We start from the raw sequence: 18,106 nt of genomic DNA on the forward strand, positions 1-18,106 counted from the left end.
CCAGGGGCGGCAGCCGCGCCGGGGGCACACCCGCCAGGCGCCAAGGGAGAGTCGCTGACGATGAACACCCGGCATGTCCCCATGACCCGGCTGCGCCACCTGATCCTGCTGCTCACCCTGCTCGCCTGCATCGCCACCCTGGCCAACGGCCTGTACGCCGCCTACCGGGTGCAGAAGGCCGCGCTGCTGGAAACCGCCCTGGAAAACAACCGTGCCTATGCGGCGAAGATGGCCAGCAGCATCGGCACCCAATTGCAGGCGGCCCAGCAGCAACTGGCCTACAGCGCCACGCAACTGGGCCAGCACTTCGGCGACCCGCAGACCCTGGTCGCAGAAGCCCGCCGGCTCGACCTGCAGGACGCCGGCTTCAACGCCATCACCGTGGTCGCCGCCGATGGCACCGTGCTGGTGTCCACGCCGGATGCGCCACAGGTGGACGGCAGCGGCCGCTCCCCCGCCATCGACGAAGCCCTGCGCGCCCGCGCCCCGCTGATCAGCGCCCCGTTCAACGCCGTCAGCGGCCGCCTGGTGGTGTTCATCTCCCAGCCGGTGCTCGGCGCCACCGACCAGTACCTGGGCCTGGTCGGCGGCGCCATCTACATGCGCAAGGACAACCTGCTGCACGGGCTGATCGGCCATCACTTCCACCAGGACGCCTACGTCTACCTGATCGACGCCAGCCGCCTGTTGCTCTACCACCCCCAGCCCGAGCGGGTGGGCCAGCGGGTCGGTGCCAGTGCCGTGGACGACGCCGTGCTGGCCGGGGGCAGCGGCACCCTGGCCTACGTGAACTCGAAAGGCGTGGAGATGCTCTCCGGCTATGCCAGCGTCCCCGGCACCGGCTGGGGCGTGGTGTCCCAGCAACCGCGCAAGGCGACCCTGGCCGCGCTGGACGGGCTGGTGCACCAGGTGCTGATGGCGGCGATGCCCATGGCCCTGCTGGGTTTCGCGGTGCTCTGGTGGGTGGCACAACTGATCGCCCGCCCGCTGCGCCTGCTCGCCGGCAGCGCGCGGCAGATGGGCGAACCGGGCAGCCCGGAGCACCTCGCGGCGGTCAGCGCCTGGTACTTCGAGGCCGCGCACATCAAGCAGGCGCTGCTCACCGGCATCGGCCTGGTGCAGGAGAAGCTCGGTCGGCTCAACCACGCGGCCCAGACCGACCCGCTCACCGGCCTGCTCAACCGTCGGGCCATGGAAGACGCCCTGGTGGCCATCGAAGCCGGCGCGCGCAACCTGGCGGTGGTGGCGCTGGACATCGACCACTTCAAGCAGGTCAACGACCGCTTCGGCCACGACGCCGGCGACCGCGCGCTGAAGGTGGTCGCCGCCGTGATGCGCGCCTGCTCGCGGGACCGCGACCTGCCCTGCCGCGTGGGCGGCGAGGAATTCCTCCTGCTGCTGCCCGGCACCACCCTGGCGGAGGCGGCCGAAGTCGGCGAACGCCTGCGCCAATCGGTGGAAGACGCGCGCACCGAAGGCGTGGGCCAGGTGACCATCTCCCTCGGCGTCGCCGACTGGGTGCCCGGCGGGCGCAGCCTCGAGGCCACCTTCAAGCAGGCCGACGAGATGATGTACCGGGCCAAGCGCCAGGGCCGTAACCAGGTGGTGGTCGAGTCCGCCGAGCGGTAGCCCCTGCGACCATCGCGCGATTGTCAGGAACCCCCAGGGAATGAGATATTTCCAAATGTGAAATATTCTCAAATCGAACTCCCCGCCTCCTCCCCCCGCCTGCTGCTGGTCGAAGACGACCCCCGGCTGCGCGAGGACCTGGACGCACACTTCCGCCAGCGCGGCTTCGCCGTCACCACCTGCAGCACCGGCACCCTGGGCCTGGATGCAGCCGAGAACGGCCACTTCGACCTGGTGCTGCTGGACATCATGCTGCCCGGCCTCGACGGCCTGCAGCTGCTGGAAGCCCTGCGCAGCCGCCAGGACACCCCGGTGATGCTGATGTCGGCGCTGGGCGCCGAGCAGGACCGCATCACCGGCTTCACCCGGGGTGCCGACGACTACCTGCCCAAGCCCTTCAGCCTCGCCGAGCTGGACGCGCGCACCGATGCCCTGTTGCGCCGCGTGCGCCTCGACCGCCGCCAGCCGGTGCAACGCGCAGACACCCCGCTGCATTTCGACGATCAGGCCCAGGACGTCCAGCACCAGGGCCGCAGCGCCGGGCTGACGCCTTCCGAGTACCGCCTGCTGGCCACCCTGCAGGCGCACCCGGGCGAGGCCCTGAGCAAGCCCTTCCTCTACCAGAGCGTGCTGCACCGCGCCTACACGCGGCTCGATCGCGGGCTCGACGTGCACGTCTGCAACCTGCGCCGCAAGCTCGCCGATATCGGCCTGCATACCCTGCAGATCCAGGCCGTGCGCGGCCAGGGTTACCTGCTGGTCGAGACGGACCGCTCCTGATGCGCCGCCATCCCCTGCTGTGGAAGCTGGCGCTTCTGCAGGTCGGCTTCTGCCTGCTGCTCACCTGGCTCATCTACACCTGGGGCCTGTCGGTGGAGCGCAGCACCTACTTCCTCGCCCCGGCCGACCGCGACTACCTGGCCCAGTACGCGCTGCAGGCCGAGCGGGCCTGGGAGAACGAAGGCGCGGCCGGCGTGGCGCGCTTCCGCCAGGACCTGGCCAGCCGCGAAGACACCTGGGTGGCGGTGCTCGGCCCGCGCCTGGAAAGCCTCGACGGCACGCCGCTGAACGCGGAGGAATCCAGCCACCTGACCTTCATGCGCAAGCTCGACTGGCCCATGAGCCGGCGCCTGCAGGACGAGCTGCCCTACGTCAGCATCGAATTCCCCGAGCACCCGGAGAATGGCCGCCTGGTGCTCCAGCTGCCCGAGCGCCTGCTGCCCAGCGGCCTCACGCCCTGGACCCACCTCTTCACCCACGGCGTGGTGCCGACGCTGCTGGCGGCCCTGCTCGGGCTGCTGATCTACCGCCACCTCGTGGTGCCGCTGAACCGCCTGCGCGACCGTGCCGATGCCCTGCGCGCCGACGAACTGGACACCGCGCCCCTGGGCACGCCCCTGGCCGACCGCCGCGACGAGCTGGGCGAGCTGGCCGAAGCCCTGGAGCACATGGCCGAGCGCCTGCGCCTGAGCCTGGGCCAGCAACGCCTGCTGCTGCGTACCCTGTCCCACGAGATGCGCACCCCGCTGGCGCGGCTGCGCATCGCCCACGACAGCGAGCTGCCGCCCGAGCAGCTGCGCCAGCGCCTGGACCGCGAAATCACCGATATGCAGCGCCTGCTGGAAGACACCCTCGACCTGGCCTGGATGGACACCGAGCGCCCGCAGCTGCCCACCGAACCGGTGCAGGTGCTCTCGGTGTGGGAAGCCCTGCGCGAGGACGCCTGCTTCGAAAGCGGCTGGAACGCCGCGCGCCTGCCCTGCGCCCTGGATGCCGACTGCCGCGTGCAGGTGCACCTCGACAGCCTCGCCCAGGCCCTGGAGAACCTGCTGCGCAACGCCATCCGCCACTCCCCCGAAGGCGGCACGGTGAGCCTCGACGGCGAGCGCGACGGCGACTGCTGGCACCTGCGCCTGCGCGACCAGGGCCCCGGCGTCGCCGAGGAAGACCTGGAACGCATCTTCCTCCCCTACCAACGCCTGGAAGGCGGTACCGGCGAAGGCTTCGGCCTGGGCCTGGCCATCGCCCGCCGCGCCATCGAACTGCAAGGCGGCCAGCTCTGGGCCAGCAACACCCACCCGGGCCTGTGCCTGCACCTGCGGCTGCCGGTGGCGTGATGCCTTCTCATGTAGCCCAAGCTTCAGCCCGGGAGCGGCGCCATGCAGGAATCCCTGGGCTGAAGCCCAGGCTACGGTGCTGCCGGCCGCATGACGCAATGGCCCTATGCTCGACCTGTAGGAGCGAATTCATTCGCGATGCTTTTTCGCGGTTGAAACCGCTCCCACACCCGGCGCCCCGCACGACTCAATCGCGGGTTTCACCCGTCCTACACCTCGTGGCTGCCGGCAGCACGGTGCTCCCTCATGTAGCCCGGGAGCGGTGCCGTGCAGGAATCCCTGGGCTGAAGCCCAGGCTACGGGGCTGCCAGCCGCATCACGCAATGGCCCTACGCCCGACCTGTAGGAGCGAATTCATTCGCGATGCTTTTTCGCGGTTGAAACCGCTCCCACATCCGGCGCCCTGCACGACTCAATCGCGGCTTTCACCCGCCCTACACCTTGAGTCTGCCGGCAGCACGATGCTCCCTCATGTAGCCCGGGCTTCAGCCCGGGAGCGGCGCCATACAGGAATCCCTGGGCTGAAGCCCAGGCTACGGGGCTGCCGGCCGCATCACGCAATGGCCCAGCACCCCGCCGTAGGAGCGAGCTCTGCTCGCGAATCCCCCGGCACGGACCCTCACGAAGTGTTTAGAAAGTTAATGCGCTTTACTCTCAAATAACAATTAATATCATTCGTGATCTTCGCGCATCCCAAGGCATTACCGGAGATCGTCCATGTCGCCTCGCCCGTCTTCCACCGCCATCCCCTTCCTGCTGCTGTCCAGCTGCCTGCTGTCGTTCGCCGTGCACGCGGCCAATGTCGACGCCAGCGCCCCCGGCATCGAGCTGGAAGCCCAGAACGTCATCGCCACCGCCGAGGAAGAGACCAAGCAGGCGCCAGGGGTTTCGGTGATCACCGCCGAAGACATCAAGAAGCGCCCGCCGGCCAACGACCTGTCGCAGATCATCCGCACCATGCCGGGCGTGAACCTCACCGGTAACTCCACCAGCGGCCAGCGCGGCAACAACCGCCAGATCGACATCCGTGGCATGGGCCCGGAGAACACCCTCATCCTGGTGGACGGCAAGCCGGTGAGCAGCCGCAACGCCGTGCGCTACGGCTGGCGCGGCGAGCGTGACAGCCGTGGCGACACCAACTGGGTACCGGCCGACCAGGTCGAGCGCATCGAGGTCATCCGTGGCCCGGCGGCCGCGCGCTACGGCAACGGCGCGGCAGGCGGCGTGGTCAATATCATCACCAAGAAGGCCGGCGCCAAGACCCACGGCAACGCCACCGTCTACACCTCCTTCCCCACCCACAAGGACGAAGGCGCCAGCCAGCGCCTGAGCTTCGGCCTCAACGGCCCGCTCACCGACACCCTCAGCTACCGCGTCTACGGCAACGTCGCCAAGACCGAGTCGGACGACTGGGACATCAACGCCGGCCACGAATCCACCCGTACCGGCAACCAGGTCGGCACCCTGCCCGCCGGCCGCGAAGGCGTACGCAACAAGGACGTCAACGGCCTGCTCAGCTGGAACTTCACCCCCGAGCAGACCCTGGAGCTGGAAACCGGCTTCAGCCGCCAGGGCAACCTCTACACCGGCGACACCCAGAACACCAACAGCAACGCCACCGTGAAGAGGATGCTCGGCCACGAGACCAACCGCACCTTCCGCGAGACCTACGCCCTCACCCACCGTGGCGACTGGGACTTCGGCAGCTCCCTGGCCTACCTGCAGTACGAGAAGACCCGCAACAACCGCATCAACGAAGGCCTGGCCGGCGGCACCGAAGGCATCTTCGCCAACAGCGGCTACTACACCGCGACCCTGCGCAACCTCACCGCCCACGGCGAGCTCAACCTGCCCCTGGATGCCGGCCGCCCGCAGACCCTGACCCTGGGCAGCGAATGGACCCGCCAGCAGCTGGACGACCCGAGCTCCAACACCCAGACCACCACCGAAGGCGGCGCCATCGGCGGCCTCACCAACAGCGGCCGCGACACCACCTCCGAGGCGCAGATCTTCTCGCTGTTCGCCGAAGACAACATCGAACTGGCCCCCGGCACCATGCTCACCCCGGGCCTGCGCTTCGACCACCACGACATCGTCGGCAACAACTGGAGCCCGTCGCTCAACCTGTCCCACGCGCTCACCGACACCCTGACCCTGAAGGCCGGCATCGCCCGCGCCTACAAGGCGCCGAACCTGTACCAGCTCAACTCCGACTACCTGCTCTACAGCCGTGGCCAGGGTTGCTACGGCCAGACCACCAGTTGCTACCTGCGTGGCAACGAAAACCTCGACGCCGAAACCAGCGTCAACAAGGAACTGGGCATCGAGTACAAGCAGGATGGCCTGGTCGCCGGCCTGACCTACTTCCGCAACGACTACAAGAACAAGATTGAGTCCGGCATGGCCTCCATCGGCAGCGCCACCGGTGGCCAGGTGGTCAACGGCGTGGACTACTCCAACGCCCGCATCTTCCAGTGGGAGAACGTGCCCAAAGCGCTGGTGGAAGGTATCGAAGGCAACCTCACCCTGCCGCTGGCCGAGCAGCTGACCTGGACCAACAACCTCACCTGGATGCTGCAGTCGAAGAACAAGGAAACCGGCGACACCCTCTCCGTCACCCCGGCCTACACCCTCAACTCCATGCTCGACTGGCAGGCCCGCGAAGAGCTGTCCTTCCAGGCCAGCGTCGCCTGGTACGGCAAGCAGAAGCCGAAGAAATACGGCTATCAAGGCAACCGCGTCACCGGGAACGCCAACAACCAGCTCTCGCCCTATGCGCTGCTGGGCCTGAGCGGCACCTACGACCTGAGCGAGAACCTCAGCTTCACCGCGGGCGTCGACAACCTGCTGGACAAGCGCCTGTACCGCGAAGGCAACGCCCAGGGCGTGAACAACATCGACGGTGCCGGCGCCGCCACCTACAACGAGCCCGGCCGCACCCTCTACACCAGCATTACCGCCTCGTTCTGACCGTCGAGACCGCCTGATGAGACTGCCCCGCTTCACCCCTGCCCTGGCGTTCGCCCTGGCAGTGGCACTCCCCGGAGTCGCGCCCCAGGCGCGACCCGACCCCAACGCCCTGATGGATACTCGCCTGCTGCAGCGCCAGGACCTGCCCTACGCCTTCAGCAGCCTGAAGCTCGACTCCGAGGACGGCCAGCGCCACTACCAGCTGTGGATCGCCAAGCCCAAAAGCCCGGCCCCGGCCGGCGGCTACCCGGTGGTGTGGATGCTCGACGGCAACGCCGCCTTCGGTGTGCTCGACGCGCCCCTGCTGCAGGACCTGGCCAAGGGCGATGCGCCGCTGCTGGTCGCCATCGGCTACCAGACCCCGCAACGCATCGAGCGCAACGCCCGCACCCTGGACTACACGCCCCCGCAGCCCGACAAGCCCGGCCAGCGCGACCCGCTCACCGGCCAGCCCAGCGGTGGCGCCGATGCCTTCCTCGACCTGCTGCAGGAGAAGATGCGCCCGGCCGTGGCCGCGCAAGCGCCTTTCGATGCCACCCGGCAAACGCTCTGGGGCCACTCCTATGGCGGCCTGCTGGTCCTGCATGCGCTGTTCACCCGGCCCCAGCAGTTCAGCCAGTTCGCCGCCGCCAGCCCGTCGCTCTGGTGGGGGGATGGCGTCATCCTCGGTGAACGCCCGGGGCTGGAGCAGCGCATCGCCGGCCACCCGGCGCGCCTGCTGTTGATGCGCGGCAGTGCGGAACCCGCCAACCCGCGCGGCACCGCCGAGCCCTACCCGGAACGCGCCGCCACCGAACTGGTGGACGACCTCGCCCGGGTCCCCGGCCTCGACGCCCGCTTCCAGTCCTTCGAAGGCCTGAGCCACGGCGAAGCCCTGGGCGAATCCCTGCGCTATCTGCTGCGCGAGCGCTTCAGCGACCACACCCCGTAGGTTGGCGCCGAGCGCAGCGAGGCCCAACGCTGCCCGGTGCTACCGGGTGATCAGGCGTTGGGCCTCGCGTTTATCGCGCGTCAGAGATACCGCAGCGGATCGCCACTGAGCAGCGGGTAGATCCGTTCCTCTTCCAGCGAACCGTCCTCGCCGTGGATCTTCACCGACGATTGCAGGTGCCCGACCTGGGCGGCGGCCATGCAGATGACGTCCGCCTTGCTGTCCGAGCTGAACAGGTTGTCCAGGCTGCCGAAACGGCGGCACGCCCATTCCTGGTGGTCCTTGACGATAAGGAAGTGCTCCATGGCATGGGCCCTCAGCAGGAGGCGCGCGTGGAGCGCGGGTCATCGCCATGGGCTGTGAGCGCCCGCGCGGCGAAGGGAGAAGCGAGGTCGTGAGCCGGCAGTTCACGGGCGAGCCAGCTGGCGCCCTGCCCCGGCTGACGATCACCGCTGGCCTGCACATCGTGCACCAGCTCGCGGATCAGACCGCCGACCTGAGCCCGCGACAGCACGCTCTCGCAATCGATGACCCGGTGGAAGGCCGGCTGGGCCTCGCCGCCGATGGTCAATGACAGGCGACCGTCCGGGCGGGTGGTGAGGGACACTTCCCGGCCGGGAAAGGCTTCGATGATTTCTCTGACACAGACATTCATGGGCGTTCTCCTTCTTGTAGCGAGAGAAGGAGCACGCAACATGCCAGCTCGGCCTTTTCGTAAAGACCCTTTTAAAACAACGAGTTGCCCAACAAACCTGTGACGGGGCGAATTGCAAACTGCAAGATCGCCCCGTACAGCCCTCGGCATTTTGCATTGGCCACCGGGGCCGCCAGGAAAACCCCGGGCCCACCGGCCCGGGGCACAGCCATCATTTGACGGTTTCGTTCCCCAGCCCCGGGGCCAACGCGGCGTTCAGGGCGTCCTGCCCGGCGGTCTGCAGGATCAGGTCGCACAGTTGTGGGTCCTTGCCAGAGAGGGTCTCGGGCTCCCAGACGCCCGGGCGGCGGCTCCAGTTGAACTTGAACTGGCAAGCGCCACCGCTGCCCTGGGTGGCCGTGGCCCAGACGGAAGCAGCGTTGTTCCTGACGAAATCCTTGTAGACCGCGCTGCCTCCCGACGCACCGTAGAGGCCCTGCATGCAGCGCATGAAGACGCCCTTCCCGGTGGCATAGTCGGCAATGAAGCCTTCGAGCGCGCCACTGATCTCGTATTCGTGGAGGATGCCGTCGTTGTCGATCATCCGCTTCAGCACGGCGGCCGCTACCTTGTGGGAAACCTCACTCCCCGACCCCATCCCCAGGACGAATTGCCCCTGGTCGCCGGTCCAATGCCACTCAGGGTTGGCCGCATTCCCACGAGGCCGCTCCAGCACCAGGTCCTGCGCGGTCCGCAGCGACCCGGGAATACCGAGCCACTTGTCGAACCACTGAAATTCTGCCGTCGCCATCTCCGCATACTTTGGCGCGTCGGGGTCGTTCGGGTTCAACTGGGCCAGGCCCCGGGAGAGCAGCAGGAACCCCAGGTTGGTGACGGTATTGCGACCCGACATGGACTGATCGGGGTCCTTGAGGTTGAACGTGCCACCCCTGATAGGCGCACTGCCCGCCGCATGATCCTCACCGCCCTCGTTGTAGCTGTCATCTGACCAATGCCCGGCGAGCTTGTCCCAGCAGTGCTTCGTGGCGCTGATGATGTCCTCTCGCAGTTGATCGTCACTGGGGGCTTGGTAGCCCAGCGCTTCCCAGTTGTACAAGGCGATGAGGAATGCGTTTCCCCACCAGCCGTAGTCGTCCACCCACCAGTCGACCCTGGCGTTCAGGTCCTGGTAGATGCCATAGGCCTTGCGCAGGATCCCGCCGTTGTCGTGCTGCTTCGAATTGACGAGATAGTCGAGGCAGCAATGCAGCGTGTTGCCGGCGAACCAGAAGTTCCCCGGGAAGACCTCCGGCTGGTAGAGGTTCAGCAGGCTTTTGTAACCGGCCGAAGCGGCCTCGTTGAATGTGGTCATGACGCTTTCCTTGCATGAGATGGGATGGGAGCCGGCGACTCCCGTGCCATCCAGCGGCGCACGACTCCCCCGCGGGGGAGCACTCCTTGCGCATCGCGGGGCATGGGGGGAAATACGACTCGAACGGCGACCGGGCACGGCGGAAAGAAACGAAGACGAGCGCTGCCGCAGGTTGCGGACAGGCTCATTCCTGCCGAGTACGGGGATCGAAAGAACGTCGAAAGCATTCGCCAGCCTGAGCAGCGTAGATCAGCCGGCCACCCTTGCGGGGCCGCGTTCCGCATAAGCGCAACGGGCGTTATATCCGACCACGCAAAACCTCCAACCCCCACGGAGCGCTCTACACCGGGCTTATAAAACTGTGGCGCAGAAATTGTTATGTTGTAACATTACAATTCAACCCCACAGGAACCGCCTCCGATGTCCGCTCGCTTCCTCCGCCTCCACACCCCCATCGCCGCTGCCTTGCTGATGGCGCAGCACGCCCTCGCCGCCCAGCCCATCCTCCTCGAGCAGCAGGTGATCACCGCCAACCCGCTGAAAAGCGAAGCCCTCGCCTCGCCCACCAGCGTGGTGGAAGGCGACGAGCTGAGCCTGCGCAGCGCCGCGCAGCTGGGTGAAACCCTCAACGGCCTGCCCGGCGTCTCCTCCACCTATTTCGGCCCGGCCGCCAGCCGCCCGGTGATCCGCGGCTTCGACGGCGACCGTATCCGCATCCTGCGCAATGGCGTCGGCGCGCTGGACGCCTCCTCGCTCTCCTACGACCACGCCGTGCCCTATGACGCGGCCAACGCCGAGCGCATCGAAGTGGTACGCGGCCCGGCGGCGCTGCTGTACGGCGGCAGCGCCGTGGGCGGCGTGGTCAACACCTTCGACAACCGCATCCCCAGCGAGGCGGTGGACGGCCTGCACGGTGGCGGCGAGCTGCGCTACGGCGGCGCCGACACCACCCGCAGCGCAGCCGGCAAGCTGGAGGCCGGCGACGGCAACTTCGCCCTGCACCTGGACGCCAACTCACGGCAGTTCAACGACACGCGCATCCCCGGCCATGCCCGCTCCCGCGACCAGCGCGCCCAGGACGGCGACGACAGCAAGCACCGCGTCAACAACAGCGACGGCCGCCAGGACGGCGGCGCGGTGGGCGGTGCCTACCACTGGGATCACGGCTACGTCGGCCTCTCCTACGACGAGTACGACAGCAACTACGGCTCGCCCGCCGAAGACGCCGTGCGCATCGACATGGAGCAGCGCCACTACGCCATGGCCTCGGAGATCCGCGACCTGGAAGGTCCCTTCAGCTCGCTGAAGCTGGACTTCGGCCACACCACCTACGAGCACCGCGAGATCGAGGACGGCGAAGTCGGTACCACCTTCAAGAACGACGGCTACGAAGCCCGCCTCGAAGCCCGTCACGCGCCCATCGGCCCGCTGGAAGGCGTGGTCGGCGTGCAGGTGGCCAAGAGCCGCTTCGAGGCCCTGGGCGAAGAAGCCTTCGTGCCGCAGACCGACACCGACAGCGGCGCCCTCTTCGCCCTGGAAAGCTGGCAGGCCACCGAGCGCCTGGAGCTCACCCTCGGCGGGCGCCTGGAACACACCCGCCTGCGCCCGGACGCCGCCGGCAACGAGCGCTTCGAAGGCGCCGACGACAGCCACAGCTTCACCGCCGGCAGCCTGTCGTTCGGCTCCATCTACCGCCTCACCGATATCTGGTCCCTGGCCGGCACCCTCAGCTACACCGAGCGCGCGCCGACCTTCTACGAGCTCTACGCCAACGGTCCCCACGCCGCCACCGGCACCTACGAGGTGGGCGATGCGGATGCGGAGAAGGAGAAGTCCTGGTCCACCGACCTGGCCCTGCGCTTCGACGACGGCACCCACAAGGGCAGCGTCGGCGTGTTCTACAGCCGCTTCTCCAACTACATCGGCTTGCTGGGCAGCGGCCGCTACCTGGACGAAGACGGCCAGGAAGTCGCTCCGAGCGACGACGATGCCCTGCCGGAATACCTCTACAGCGGCGTGAAGGCCGACTTCTGGGGCGTCGAGGCGCAGGACCACTGGCGCCTGGCGCAAACCCCGTACGGCGAGTTCGCCCTGCAGAGCTCCGCCGACTACACCCGCGCCAAGAACAAGGAGACCGGCGAACCGCTGCCGCGCATCTCGCCCCTGCGCCTGAACAGCGCCCTGCTGTGGAACTACCAGAGCTGGCAGGCCAGCGTCGGCGTCGAGCACGCCAGCGCCCAGCGCCGGGTCCCGGACGAGGAGCGCGGCACCGACGGCTACACCACCCTCAACGCCAGCCTCGGCTACCGCTTCGACCTGGCGGAAAGCGAGTGGCTGGTGTTCCTCAAGGGCGACAACCTCAACGACCAGACCGTGCGCTACGCCAGCTCGATCCTGCGGGACGAGGTGCCGGCGGCCGGCCGCAGCGTCGAGGCCGGGGTACGGGTCGCGTTCTGACCCACGGGCGACGGGGTCGTTGCGGCCCCGTCGTCATGCCTTCATCGCGTCATGCGCCCGGGTGGGTCATCACCGGCGCGTGGCGCTCCATCAACTCGGCGACCCAGTCGATGAACACTCGCAGCTTGGCGCTGATGTGCCGGTTCGGCGGGAAGGCCACGTACATCGGCATCGGGTCCAGGCGCCAGTCCTCGAACAAGGGCACCAGCGCGCCGCTGGCCCGGCTGGCAAGGGCCATGTATTCCGGCAGCCAGAGCACACCCAGGCCCGCCAGCCCGGCGGCGAGGTAGGCATTGCCGTCATCCACCGCCAGCACGTAGCGGCCGTTCACGCGGAGTTCCTCATTGCCCTTGCGCATGGCGTAGGGCACCGGCTTGCCGGTGCGTGCCCAGAGAAAACCGACGATGCGGTGGGGCGAATCCTCCAGCTCGCGCGGGTGCGCCGGCACGCCGAGGCGCGCGAGGTAATCCGGCGCCGCGTACACGCCCAGGCGCAGGTCACCGACCCGCCGCGCCATCAGCGATTGGTCACGCAGCTCGCCGCCGCGCACCACGCAATCGACGTTCTCGCCGATCACATCGACGATGCGGTCGCTCACACCCATGTCGATCTGGATGTCCGGGTGCCGCGCATGGAACTCGGGCAGCGCCGGCACCAGGATCATGCTCGCCAGCGGGCTGGGCACGTCCACCCGCAGGCGGCCCCGGGGCGAAGCGGAGGCACTGGAAAGGCTGGTCTCGGCGTCGTCCATATCGGCCAGCAGGCGCACCACCCGCTCGTAATAGGCGGCGCCATCGGCGGTCAGCGCCACCCGCCGCGTGGTGCGGTTGAGCAGCTTCACCCGCAGGCGCGCCTCCAGTTGCTGCACCAGCTGGGTGACGCTGGTCTTGCTCATGTGCAAGGTGTCGGCGGCGCGGGTGAAGCTGCCGGCCTCCACCACCCGGGCGAAGGCCTGCATCGCATCGAAACGGTCCATCGGCGCTCCAGATTCCAGCGGATTGTTTGGGATTCACAAACAGTGAAGGACAAGCTTGCGCGTTTATCGCCCCCGCGCAAGCTCCTACAGTCGCCTCCATCGTTGATCCCGGGTCCCATCGACCCACCTTGGAGGTACCGCATGACCCAGCGCGACGTCGTTTTCCCGCCCGGCCGCCAGGCGCTCTACGAGCGCAACCGCTACTCGCCGGCCATCCGTTCCAATGGCTTCCTGTTCGTCTCCGGGCAGGTGGGCAGCAACCCCGACGGCTCCCCCGAGCCGGACCTCAAGGCCCAGGTGCGCCAGGCCTTCACCAACCTCAACGCGATCCTCGGCGAGGCCGGCTGCAGCTTCGACGACGTGGTCGACGTCACCGTGTTCATGGTCGACCCGCAGGCGAAGTTCGAAGCCATCTGGGAGGTGGTGCCGGAGTTCTGGGGCGCCGCGCCGCACCCGACGCTGACCGCCGTGGGCGTGACCTGGCTCTATGGCTTCGACTTCGAGATCAAGGTGATCGCCCGGTTGCCCCAGGGCGACCCCCGCTGATCCTCCGCCTCAGGCCGGCCCGGAACCCACGGGGTTGCGGGCCGGCGCTGCCTCCTCGGCCGCCACGGCCTTGGGCGGCGCCGCCTTGAGCCGCGACACGCCGAACAGCACCAGCACCAGCCCGACCAGCTGGTAGGCCGAGATGGCCTCGTTCAGCAACGCCCAGGACGCCAGGATGGTCAGCACCGGCCCCAGGTTGCCCACGGCCGCGGTGTGGGTGGTGCCCAGGCGCTGGATCGCCAACGCCATCCAGTAGATCGGCAGCACGGTGGAGAGCAGCGCCATCAGCGCGGTGTACAACCATACCGAAGCCGGCAGCGTCGCCAGTTGGGTGAAGTCGGCCGCCACGCCGTAGTGCGCCAGCACCATCAGCGCCGAGGCGCCCCCGGCCAGGCCGGCCAGGCGCATGGAGCCGATGCGTTTCACCATCACGCCGGTGCCCAGGTAATAGAGCGCATAGGTCACCGCACTGGCGAACACCCAGGCGGCGCCGATCATCACCTGCGTGCCCATGTCGGTGCTGCCGATGTCGTGCATCAGCGCGACCCCGAGCCCCAGGTAGCACAGGCCCATGGCGAGCAAGGTGCGCCCGCTCGGCCGCTCACGGAAGATCAGCGCCTGGAACACCAGCACCAGCGTCGGGTAGGTGAACAGGATCAGCCGCTCCAGGCCGGCGCTGATGTATTCCAACCCGTAGAAGTCGAACAGGCTGGACAGGTAGTAGCCGAACATCCCCAGCAGCAGCACGCGAAACCAGTCGCGGCCGGACAAGGCCACCTCACCGGTGCCGCGGCTCAGCCACAGCAACCAGGCGAACAGGGGCAACGCCAGGCCCATGCGCATCGCCAGGAGGGTCACAGCATCCACGGGTGCAGCCGCATAGGACAGCTTCACGAAGATCGCCTTGAGGCTGAAGCCGGCGGCCGAGAGCACGGCGAAGAGGCTGCCGTTGGCGGCGCTGCGTTTATAGAGGGAGAGCAAGGCGTTCATCAGGTATCCGGTTTGCAAGGTGGCTACCGTTATTCTGAAGCGAAGGCGCCAGCGCTAGAATCGCTTTTTACCGAACGGCCCCTTCTTCAAAGGAGAACGCCCTTGCACTTCGACCTCGCCGACCTGCGCCTGCTCACCGCCATCGCCGCCACCGGCAGCCTGAGCAAGGCCGCCGCCACCTTCCCCGTGGCCGTATCGGCGGCCAGTACGCGGCTGCGCCAGTTCGAGGAACGTTGCGGGCTGGCCCTGTTCGTGCGCAAGGCCGACGGCATGAGCCTGACACCCACGGGGCGGCTGGTGCTGGAAGGCTGTCACGGCGTGCTGCACGAGGCGCAGAAGCTCAAGGACACCCTGCAGGAGCTCGCCGGCCAGCGCCGCATCACCCTGCGCCTGGCGGCCAGCACCGTGGCCAACAGCACTTTCCTGCCCGCTACCCTGGGGCCCTTCCTCGCCGACTACCCGGAAGTGGACCTGCAGCTCACCGAACTGAACAGCCGCGACGTGCTGCGTGGCGTGCAGGCCGGCGAATTCGACATCGGCGTCTATGACGGCAACCTGCCCACCGGTGGGCTGGTCTCCATGCCGTTCCGCGACGACCGCCTGGTGCTGCTGGTGCCCCAGGACCACCCGCTGGCCGGCCGCCGCCAGGCGCACATGCGCGAGGCCCTGGGCTTCGCCTTCGTCTGCCTGCCGCCGGAACGCGCCATGCAGCGCTTCATCGAGGAGATGGCGCTGAACTACGCCGTGCCGCTGAAGGTGCGGGTGCGTGCACCCAGCTTCGACGCCATCGCCCAACTGGTGGCCCAGCGCGCCGGCATCGCCATGCTCCCCGAAGCGGGCGCCACACGCCTGGCGCAGGAACTGCCGGTGGCCATCGTCAGCCTGGAGAACACCTGGGCGACACGGGAGTTGCGCTTGTGCATCAAGGGCCAGGAGGCGCTGTCATCCCATGCACGGCAGCTGCTCGCCCACCTGGCCACGCCCGCCTAGCAGGCCCGCAGAAGGCGCGCCCTAGATGAAGCGCCCGACGCGATTGCGTCCGGCCTTCTTCGCCTCGTAGAGCGCCGCGTCGGCGCGTTGCAGCAGGGTTTCGGCGGCCTCGCCCTGCCCCGGCACCATGGCGGCAACGCCGATACTGACGGTGACGCGGCCGAAGGTGGAAAGCTCATGGGGCAAGGCCAGCTCCTCGATGGCCTGCACCAGGCGCTGGGCGATGCCCTGGGCGCCGGCCGCATCGGTCATGGGCACGAGGAAGACGAACTCCTCGCCACCATAACGCGCCACCAGGTCACTGGAACGGCTGACGGTGCTGGCCAGCACCTGGGCGATGCGTTGCAGGCAGGCGTCGCCCGCCGGGTGGCCATAGTGGTCGTTGTAGCGCTTGAACCAGTCGACATCGAGAATCGCCAGCGCCAGGGGCTCGGCCGTGCGCTGGGCGCGGTGCCATTCCTGCTGCAGCACCTCGTCGAAGTGGCGGCGGTTGGCGATGCCGGTCAGGGCGTCGGTCAGGCTCAGGGTCTCCAGCTTGCTGTTGAGCTCCTGCAGCTCATCGGTGCGCTGGGCCACGCGCAGCTCCAGCTCGCGCTCGGAGCCCTGCAGCGTCTCCACCAGCATCTGCTGGGCCTGCAGCAGTTCCTCCTGCACCCGTGCCTTGTCGCGGCGCATCACGTTGAAGCGGTCGGCCAGGGCGAAGGCCAGCACGATCATCTCCATGGCCGAACCCAGCTGGATGCCGTCCACCGTGAACATATTGGTGGGCATCAGGCCCATGGCCCGCAGCGTGGTCATGGCGCCACCGAGCATCAGCAGGGCGAAGGCCGCGAGGAAGAACCAGGCGCTGCGCTGGCGCTTGATCGCCCCGGCCAGGGCCACGCCCAGCACCACCACGGCTGTGGCCAGGTTGAAGTACACCGCCAGGCGCGAGAACAGCGGCAAGGCGATGGCGTAGAGCAGCGGCGTCACCAGGTAGAGGGCGACCATCGCCAGCAGCAGCCGATCCACCCTCGGCATCAACTGGTCGGTGCGCAGCATGCGCCGGGTGAACAGCAGCATCGCGCTCAGGGCCAGGGACACACCCGAGTAATAGGCGACGTTGGAATTCAGCGGCAGCCCGGCGATGGAGCCATCCGGCGCTAGGCCGTTCTTGATCGCCAGGGTGAAGGCGGTGCAGGAAACGAAGGCCACGTAGAGCAGGTACACCCGATCGCGCAGCGCCACGAACAGCATGAGGTTGAACAGCACCATGGCTGTGGCGATGCCGAAGTACCAGACCTTGCTCACGTAGTCGTCGCGCTCGTAGGCGTGGAAGGCCTCCACCGGCCACAGCTGCAACGGCACCAGCAGCCCCACGCTGGACGCCACGCGCAGGTAGATCACCTGCTCGGAATGCGCAGGCAGCAGCAGCGGGAAGACGAAGTTGCGGTTGGCGTACGCCTTGCTCGAGGGCGCCACGTCGCAACCGGTGGCGGTGGCGTGGTAGACGCCCTGGGCATCCGGGATATGCGCCTCGACATGGGAGATACGCGGGTTCTCCACCACCAGCATGCGCCGCAACGGCGTATCACCGGGATTGTGCAGCACCAGGCGCAGCCAGAAGGCCGAGCGAGTGAAGCCCAGCGCCAGGGCATTGCCGGGCGGCTGGTCACCCTGGAAACGCGCCGCCATCGCGGGGGCCTGTACATCGGCCAGGGTGAAGGACTGCTCCGGGTCTTCCAGCAGCGACACGTAGGGGGTCAGGGACAGCGCGGCCTTGTCCACTGCCGCGGCATCGACCACCCGCTCGCCTGCGCCAGCCGGCAACGCCAGCAGGGTCAGGGTAAGCAGAAGCCAGGAAAACAGCTGACGGGAAAGGCGGATGGCATGCATGCGGCCGGGTACCAGCAGAGCCCAGGGGAGCCACGGATGGCGGCCGCATCGAACGCAGGCCGTCGCACCGTGACGGTGCGGAAGTCTACAAGACAACCCTCGAACCCGGCGAGCACCGGGCCGGTGCCGCCTCCCCTCAGCGAATGTGCACGGGGTCTCAGCGCGGGATCACTGGGGCGCGCCGCCTGGCCCCGAGCCTGTATGTTCGCTGGCAGAACCACCTTGCCTGGCTCCCTGGAACGGAGAAGAACCCATGAAGGAACTGGAAGCCTGCCCCGCGTGCTCGGCGCTCTTCACCGCGCGCAAGGCGCTCGTCGCCAGTGGCGTGGGCGTCAACCAGAATGCCTTCGCCGCCAGGATGCAAGTGCGCTGCCCCGAGTGCCGGCACGTCTTCACCGCCCGCACCCTGCGCCTGTTCGGCTTCCTCTCGCCCAACGGCCTGCGCTGGGTGGTGCTGGGGCTCGTGGTGGCCTGCGTGGTGTTGGCGACGGTGCTGCCTGGCTGACCCTTCCCGGACTGAAGTCCGGGCTACGGCACCCCATACCCGGTAGCCCGGGCTTCAGCCCGGGGGGTAGTGACCGGTAGCCAACGCTGCACTCACTTGAGGTGCACACGGCAC

General features: G+C 68.1%; 15 protein-coding genes. 9 read left to right on the forward strand and 6 right to left on the reverse strand.

Annotation, left to right across the window (positions count from 1 at the left end):
• Window positions 1-60 precede the first annotated feature (60 nt).
• From OEJ36_RS09950 to OEJ36_RS09970, 5 genes are all read left to right on the forward strand, one after another.
• The gene (locus OEJ36_RS09950; protein WP_263401386.1) at window positions 61-1,629 is read left to right on the forward strand and encodes a sensor domain-containing diguanylate cyclase; all 1,569 of its coding nucleotides are present in this window, start codon (window positions 61-63) and stop codon (window positions 1,627-1,629) included.
• Between the two features lie 57 nt (window positions 1,630-1,686).
• A complete protein-coding gene (locus OEJ36_RS09955) occupies window positions 1,687-2,409 on the forward strand; it encodes a response regulator transcription factor (RefSeq protein ID WP_317891570.1) in 723 nt (240 codons plus the stop codon).
• Window positions 2,409-3,746, forward strand: a complete 1,338-nt coding sequence (locus tag OEJ36_RS09960) for a sensor histidine kinase (protein ID WP_263401387.1) — start codon at window positions 2,409-2,411, stop codon at window positions 3,744-3,746. Before OEJ36_RS09955 ends, OEJ36_RS09960 begins: the two co-directional genes overlap by 1 nt.
• Before the next feature lie 717 nt (window positions 3,747-4,463).
• On the forward strand, window positions 4,464-6,716 hold the full coding sequence (locus OEJ36_RS09965; protein ID WP_263401388.1) for a TonB-dependent siderophore receptor: 2,253 nt from the start codon (window positions 4,464-4,466) through the stop codon (window positions 6,714-6,716).
• Window positions 6,717-6,732: 16 nt separating this feature from the next.
• Complete coding sequence (locus OEJ36_RS09970; protein ID WP_263401389.1) at window positions 6,733-7,647, forward strand: alpha/beta hydrolase; 915 nt, start codon at window positions 6,733-6,735, stop codon at window positions 7,645-7,647.
• Between the two features lie 80 nt (window positions 7,648-7,727).
• Here OEJ36_RS09970 and OEJ36_RS09975 read toward each other — a convergent pair whose 3' ends face one another.
• The 3 genes from OEJ36_RS09975 to OEJ36_RS09985 all read right to left on the reverse strand — a co-directional run bounded on the left by OEJ36_RS09975 (window position 7,728) and on the right by OEJ36_RS09985 (window position 9,653).
• Window positions 7,728-7,952 (reverse strand): DUF2188 domain-containing protein, encoded by a 225-nt coding sequence (locus tag OEJ36_RS09975; protein WP_021217713.1) that lies wholly within the window; start codon window positions 7,950-7,952, stop codon window positions 7,728-7,730.
• A gap of 11 nt (window positions 7,953-7,963) precedes the next feature.
• A complete protein-coding gene (locus tag OEJ36_RS09980; protein ID WP_263401390.1) occupies window positions 7,964-8,302 on the reverse strand; it encodes a hypothetical protein in 339 nt (112 codons plus the stop codon).
• Window positions 8,303-8,513: 211 nt separating this feature from the next.
• The gene (locus tag OEJ36_RS09985; protein ID WP_263401391.1) at window positions 8,514-9,653 is read right to left on the reverse strand and encodes a hypothetical protein; all 1,140 of its coding nucleotides are present in this window, start codon (window positions 9,651-9,653) and stop codon (window positions 8,514-8,516) included.
• A gap of 420 nt (window positions 9,654-10,073) precedes the next feature.
• Here OEJ36_RS09985 and OEJ36_RS09990 point away from each other — a divergent pair, with 420 nt between their 5' ends.
• Entirely contained in the window at window positions 10,074-12,110 is a 2,037-nt protein-coding gene (locus OEJ36_RS09990; RefSeq protein ID WP_263401392.1) for a TonB-dependent receptor, read from the forward strand.
• A gap of 49 nt (window positions 12,111-12,159) precedes the next feature.
• Here the strand turns inward: OEJ36_RS09990 and OEJ36_RS09995 are convergent, their stop codons facing one another.
• A complete protein-coding gene (locus OEJ36_RS09995; protein WP_043244586.1) occupies window positions 12,160-13,086 on the reverse strand; it encodes a LysR family transcriptional regulator in 927 nt (308 codons plus the stop codon).
• 141 nt (window positions 13,087-13,227) lie between these two features.
• Between OEJ36_RS09995 and OEJ36_RS10000 the strand changes: the two genes are divergently transcribed.
• A complete protein-coding gene (locus OEJ36_RS10000; RefSeq protein WP_184489876.1) occupies window positions 13,228-13,632 on the forward strand; it encodes a RidA family protein in 405 nt (134 codons plus the stop codon).
• Window positions 13,633-13,641: 9 nt separating this feature from the next.
• Here the strand turns inward: OEJ36_RS10000 and OEJ36_RS10005 are convergent, their stop codons facing one another.
• A complete protein-coding gene (locus OEJ36_RS10005) occupies window positions 13,642-14,622 on the reverse strand; it encodes a DMT family transporter (protein ID WP_263401393.1) in 981 nt (326 codons plus the stop codon).
• A 102-nt stretch (window positions 14,623-14,724) separates the two neighbouring features.
• Between OEJ36_RS10005 and OEJ36_RS10010 the strand changes: the two genes are divergently transcribed.
• Complete coding sequence (locus OEJ36_RS10010; RefSeq protein ID WP_021220262.1) at window positions 14,725-15,612, forward strand: LysR substrate-binding domain-containing protein; 888 nt, start codon at window positions 14,725-14,727, stop codon at window positions 15,610-15,612.
• A gap of 21 nt (window positions 15,613-15,633) precedes the next feature.
• On the opposite strand, the gene OEJ36_RS10015 is transcribed toward OEJ36_RS10010, so the two are convergent.
• Entirely contained in the window at window positions 15,634-17,487 is a 1,854-nt protein-coding gene (locus OEJ36_RS10015) for a sensor domain-containing diguanylate cyclase (RefSeq protein ID WP_263401394.1), read from the reverse strand.
• Window positions 17,488-17,740: 253 nt separating this feature from the next.
• On the opposite strand from OEJ36_RS10015, the gene OEJ36_RS10020 reads away from it, so the two are divergent.
• Complete coding sequence (locus tag OEJ36_RS10020; protein ID WP_263401395.1) at window positions 17,741-17,992, forward strand: zinc-ribbon domain-containing protein; 252 nt, start codon at window positions 17,741-17,743, stop codon at window positions 17,990-17,992.
• The last annotated feature ends 114 nt before the right edge of the window (window positions 17,993-18,106 follow it).

Origin of the sequence: Pseudomonas sp. PDM13, from assembly GCF_025685765.1 — a bacterium.
Lineage (GTDB): Bacteria > Pseudomonadota > Gammaproteobacteria > Pseudomonadales > Pseudomonadaceae > Metapseudomonas > Metapseudomonas solani.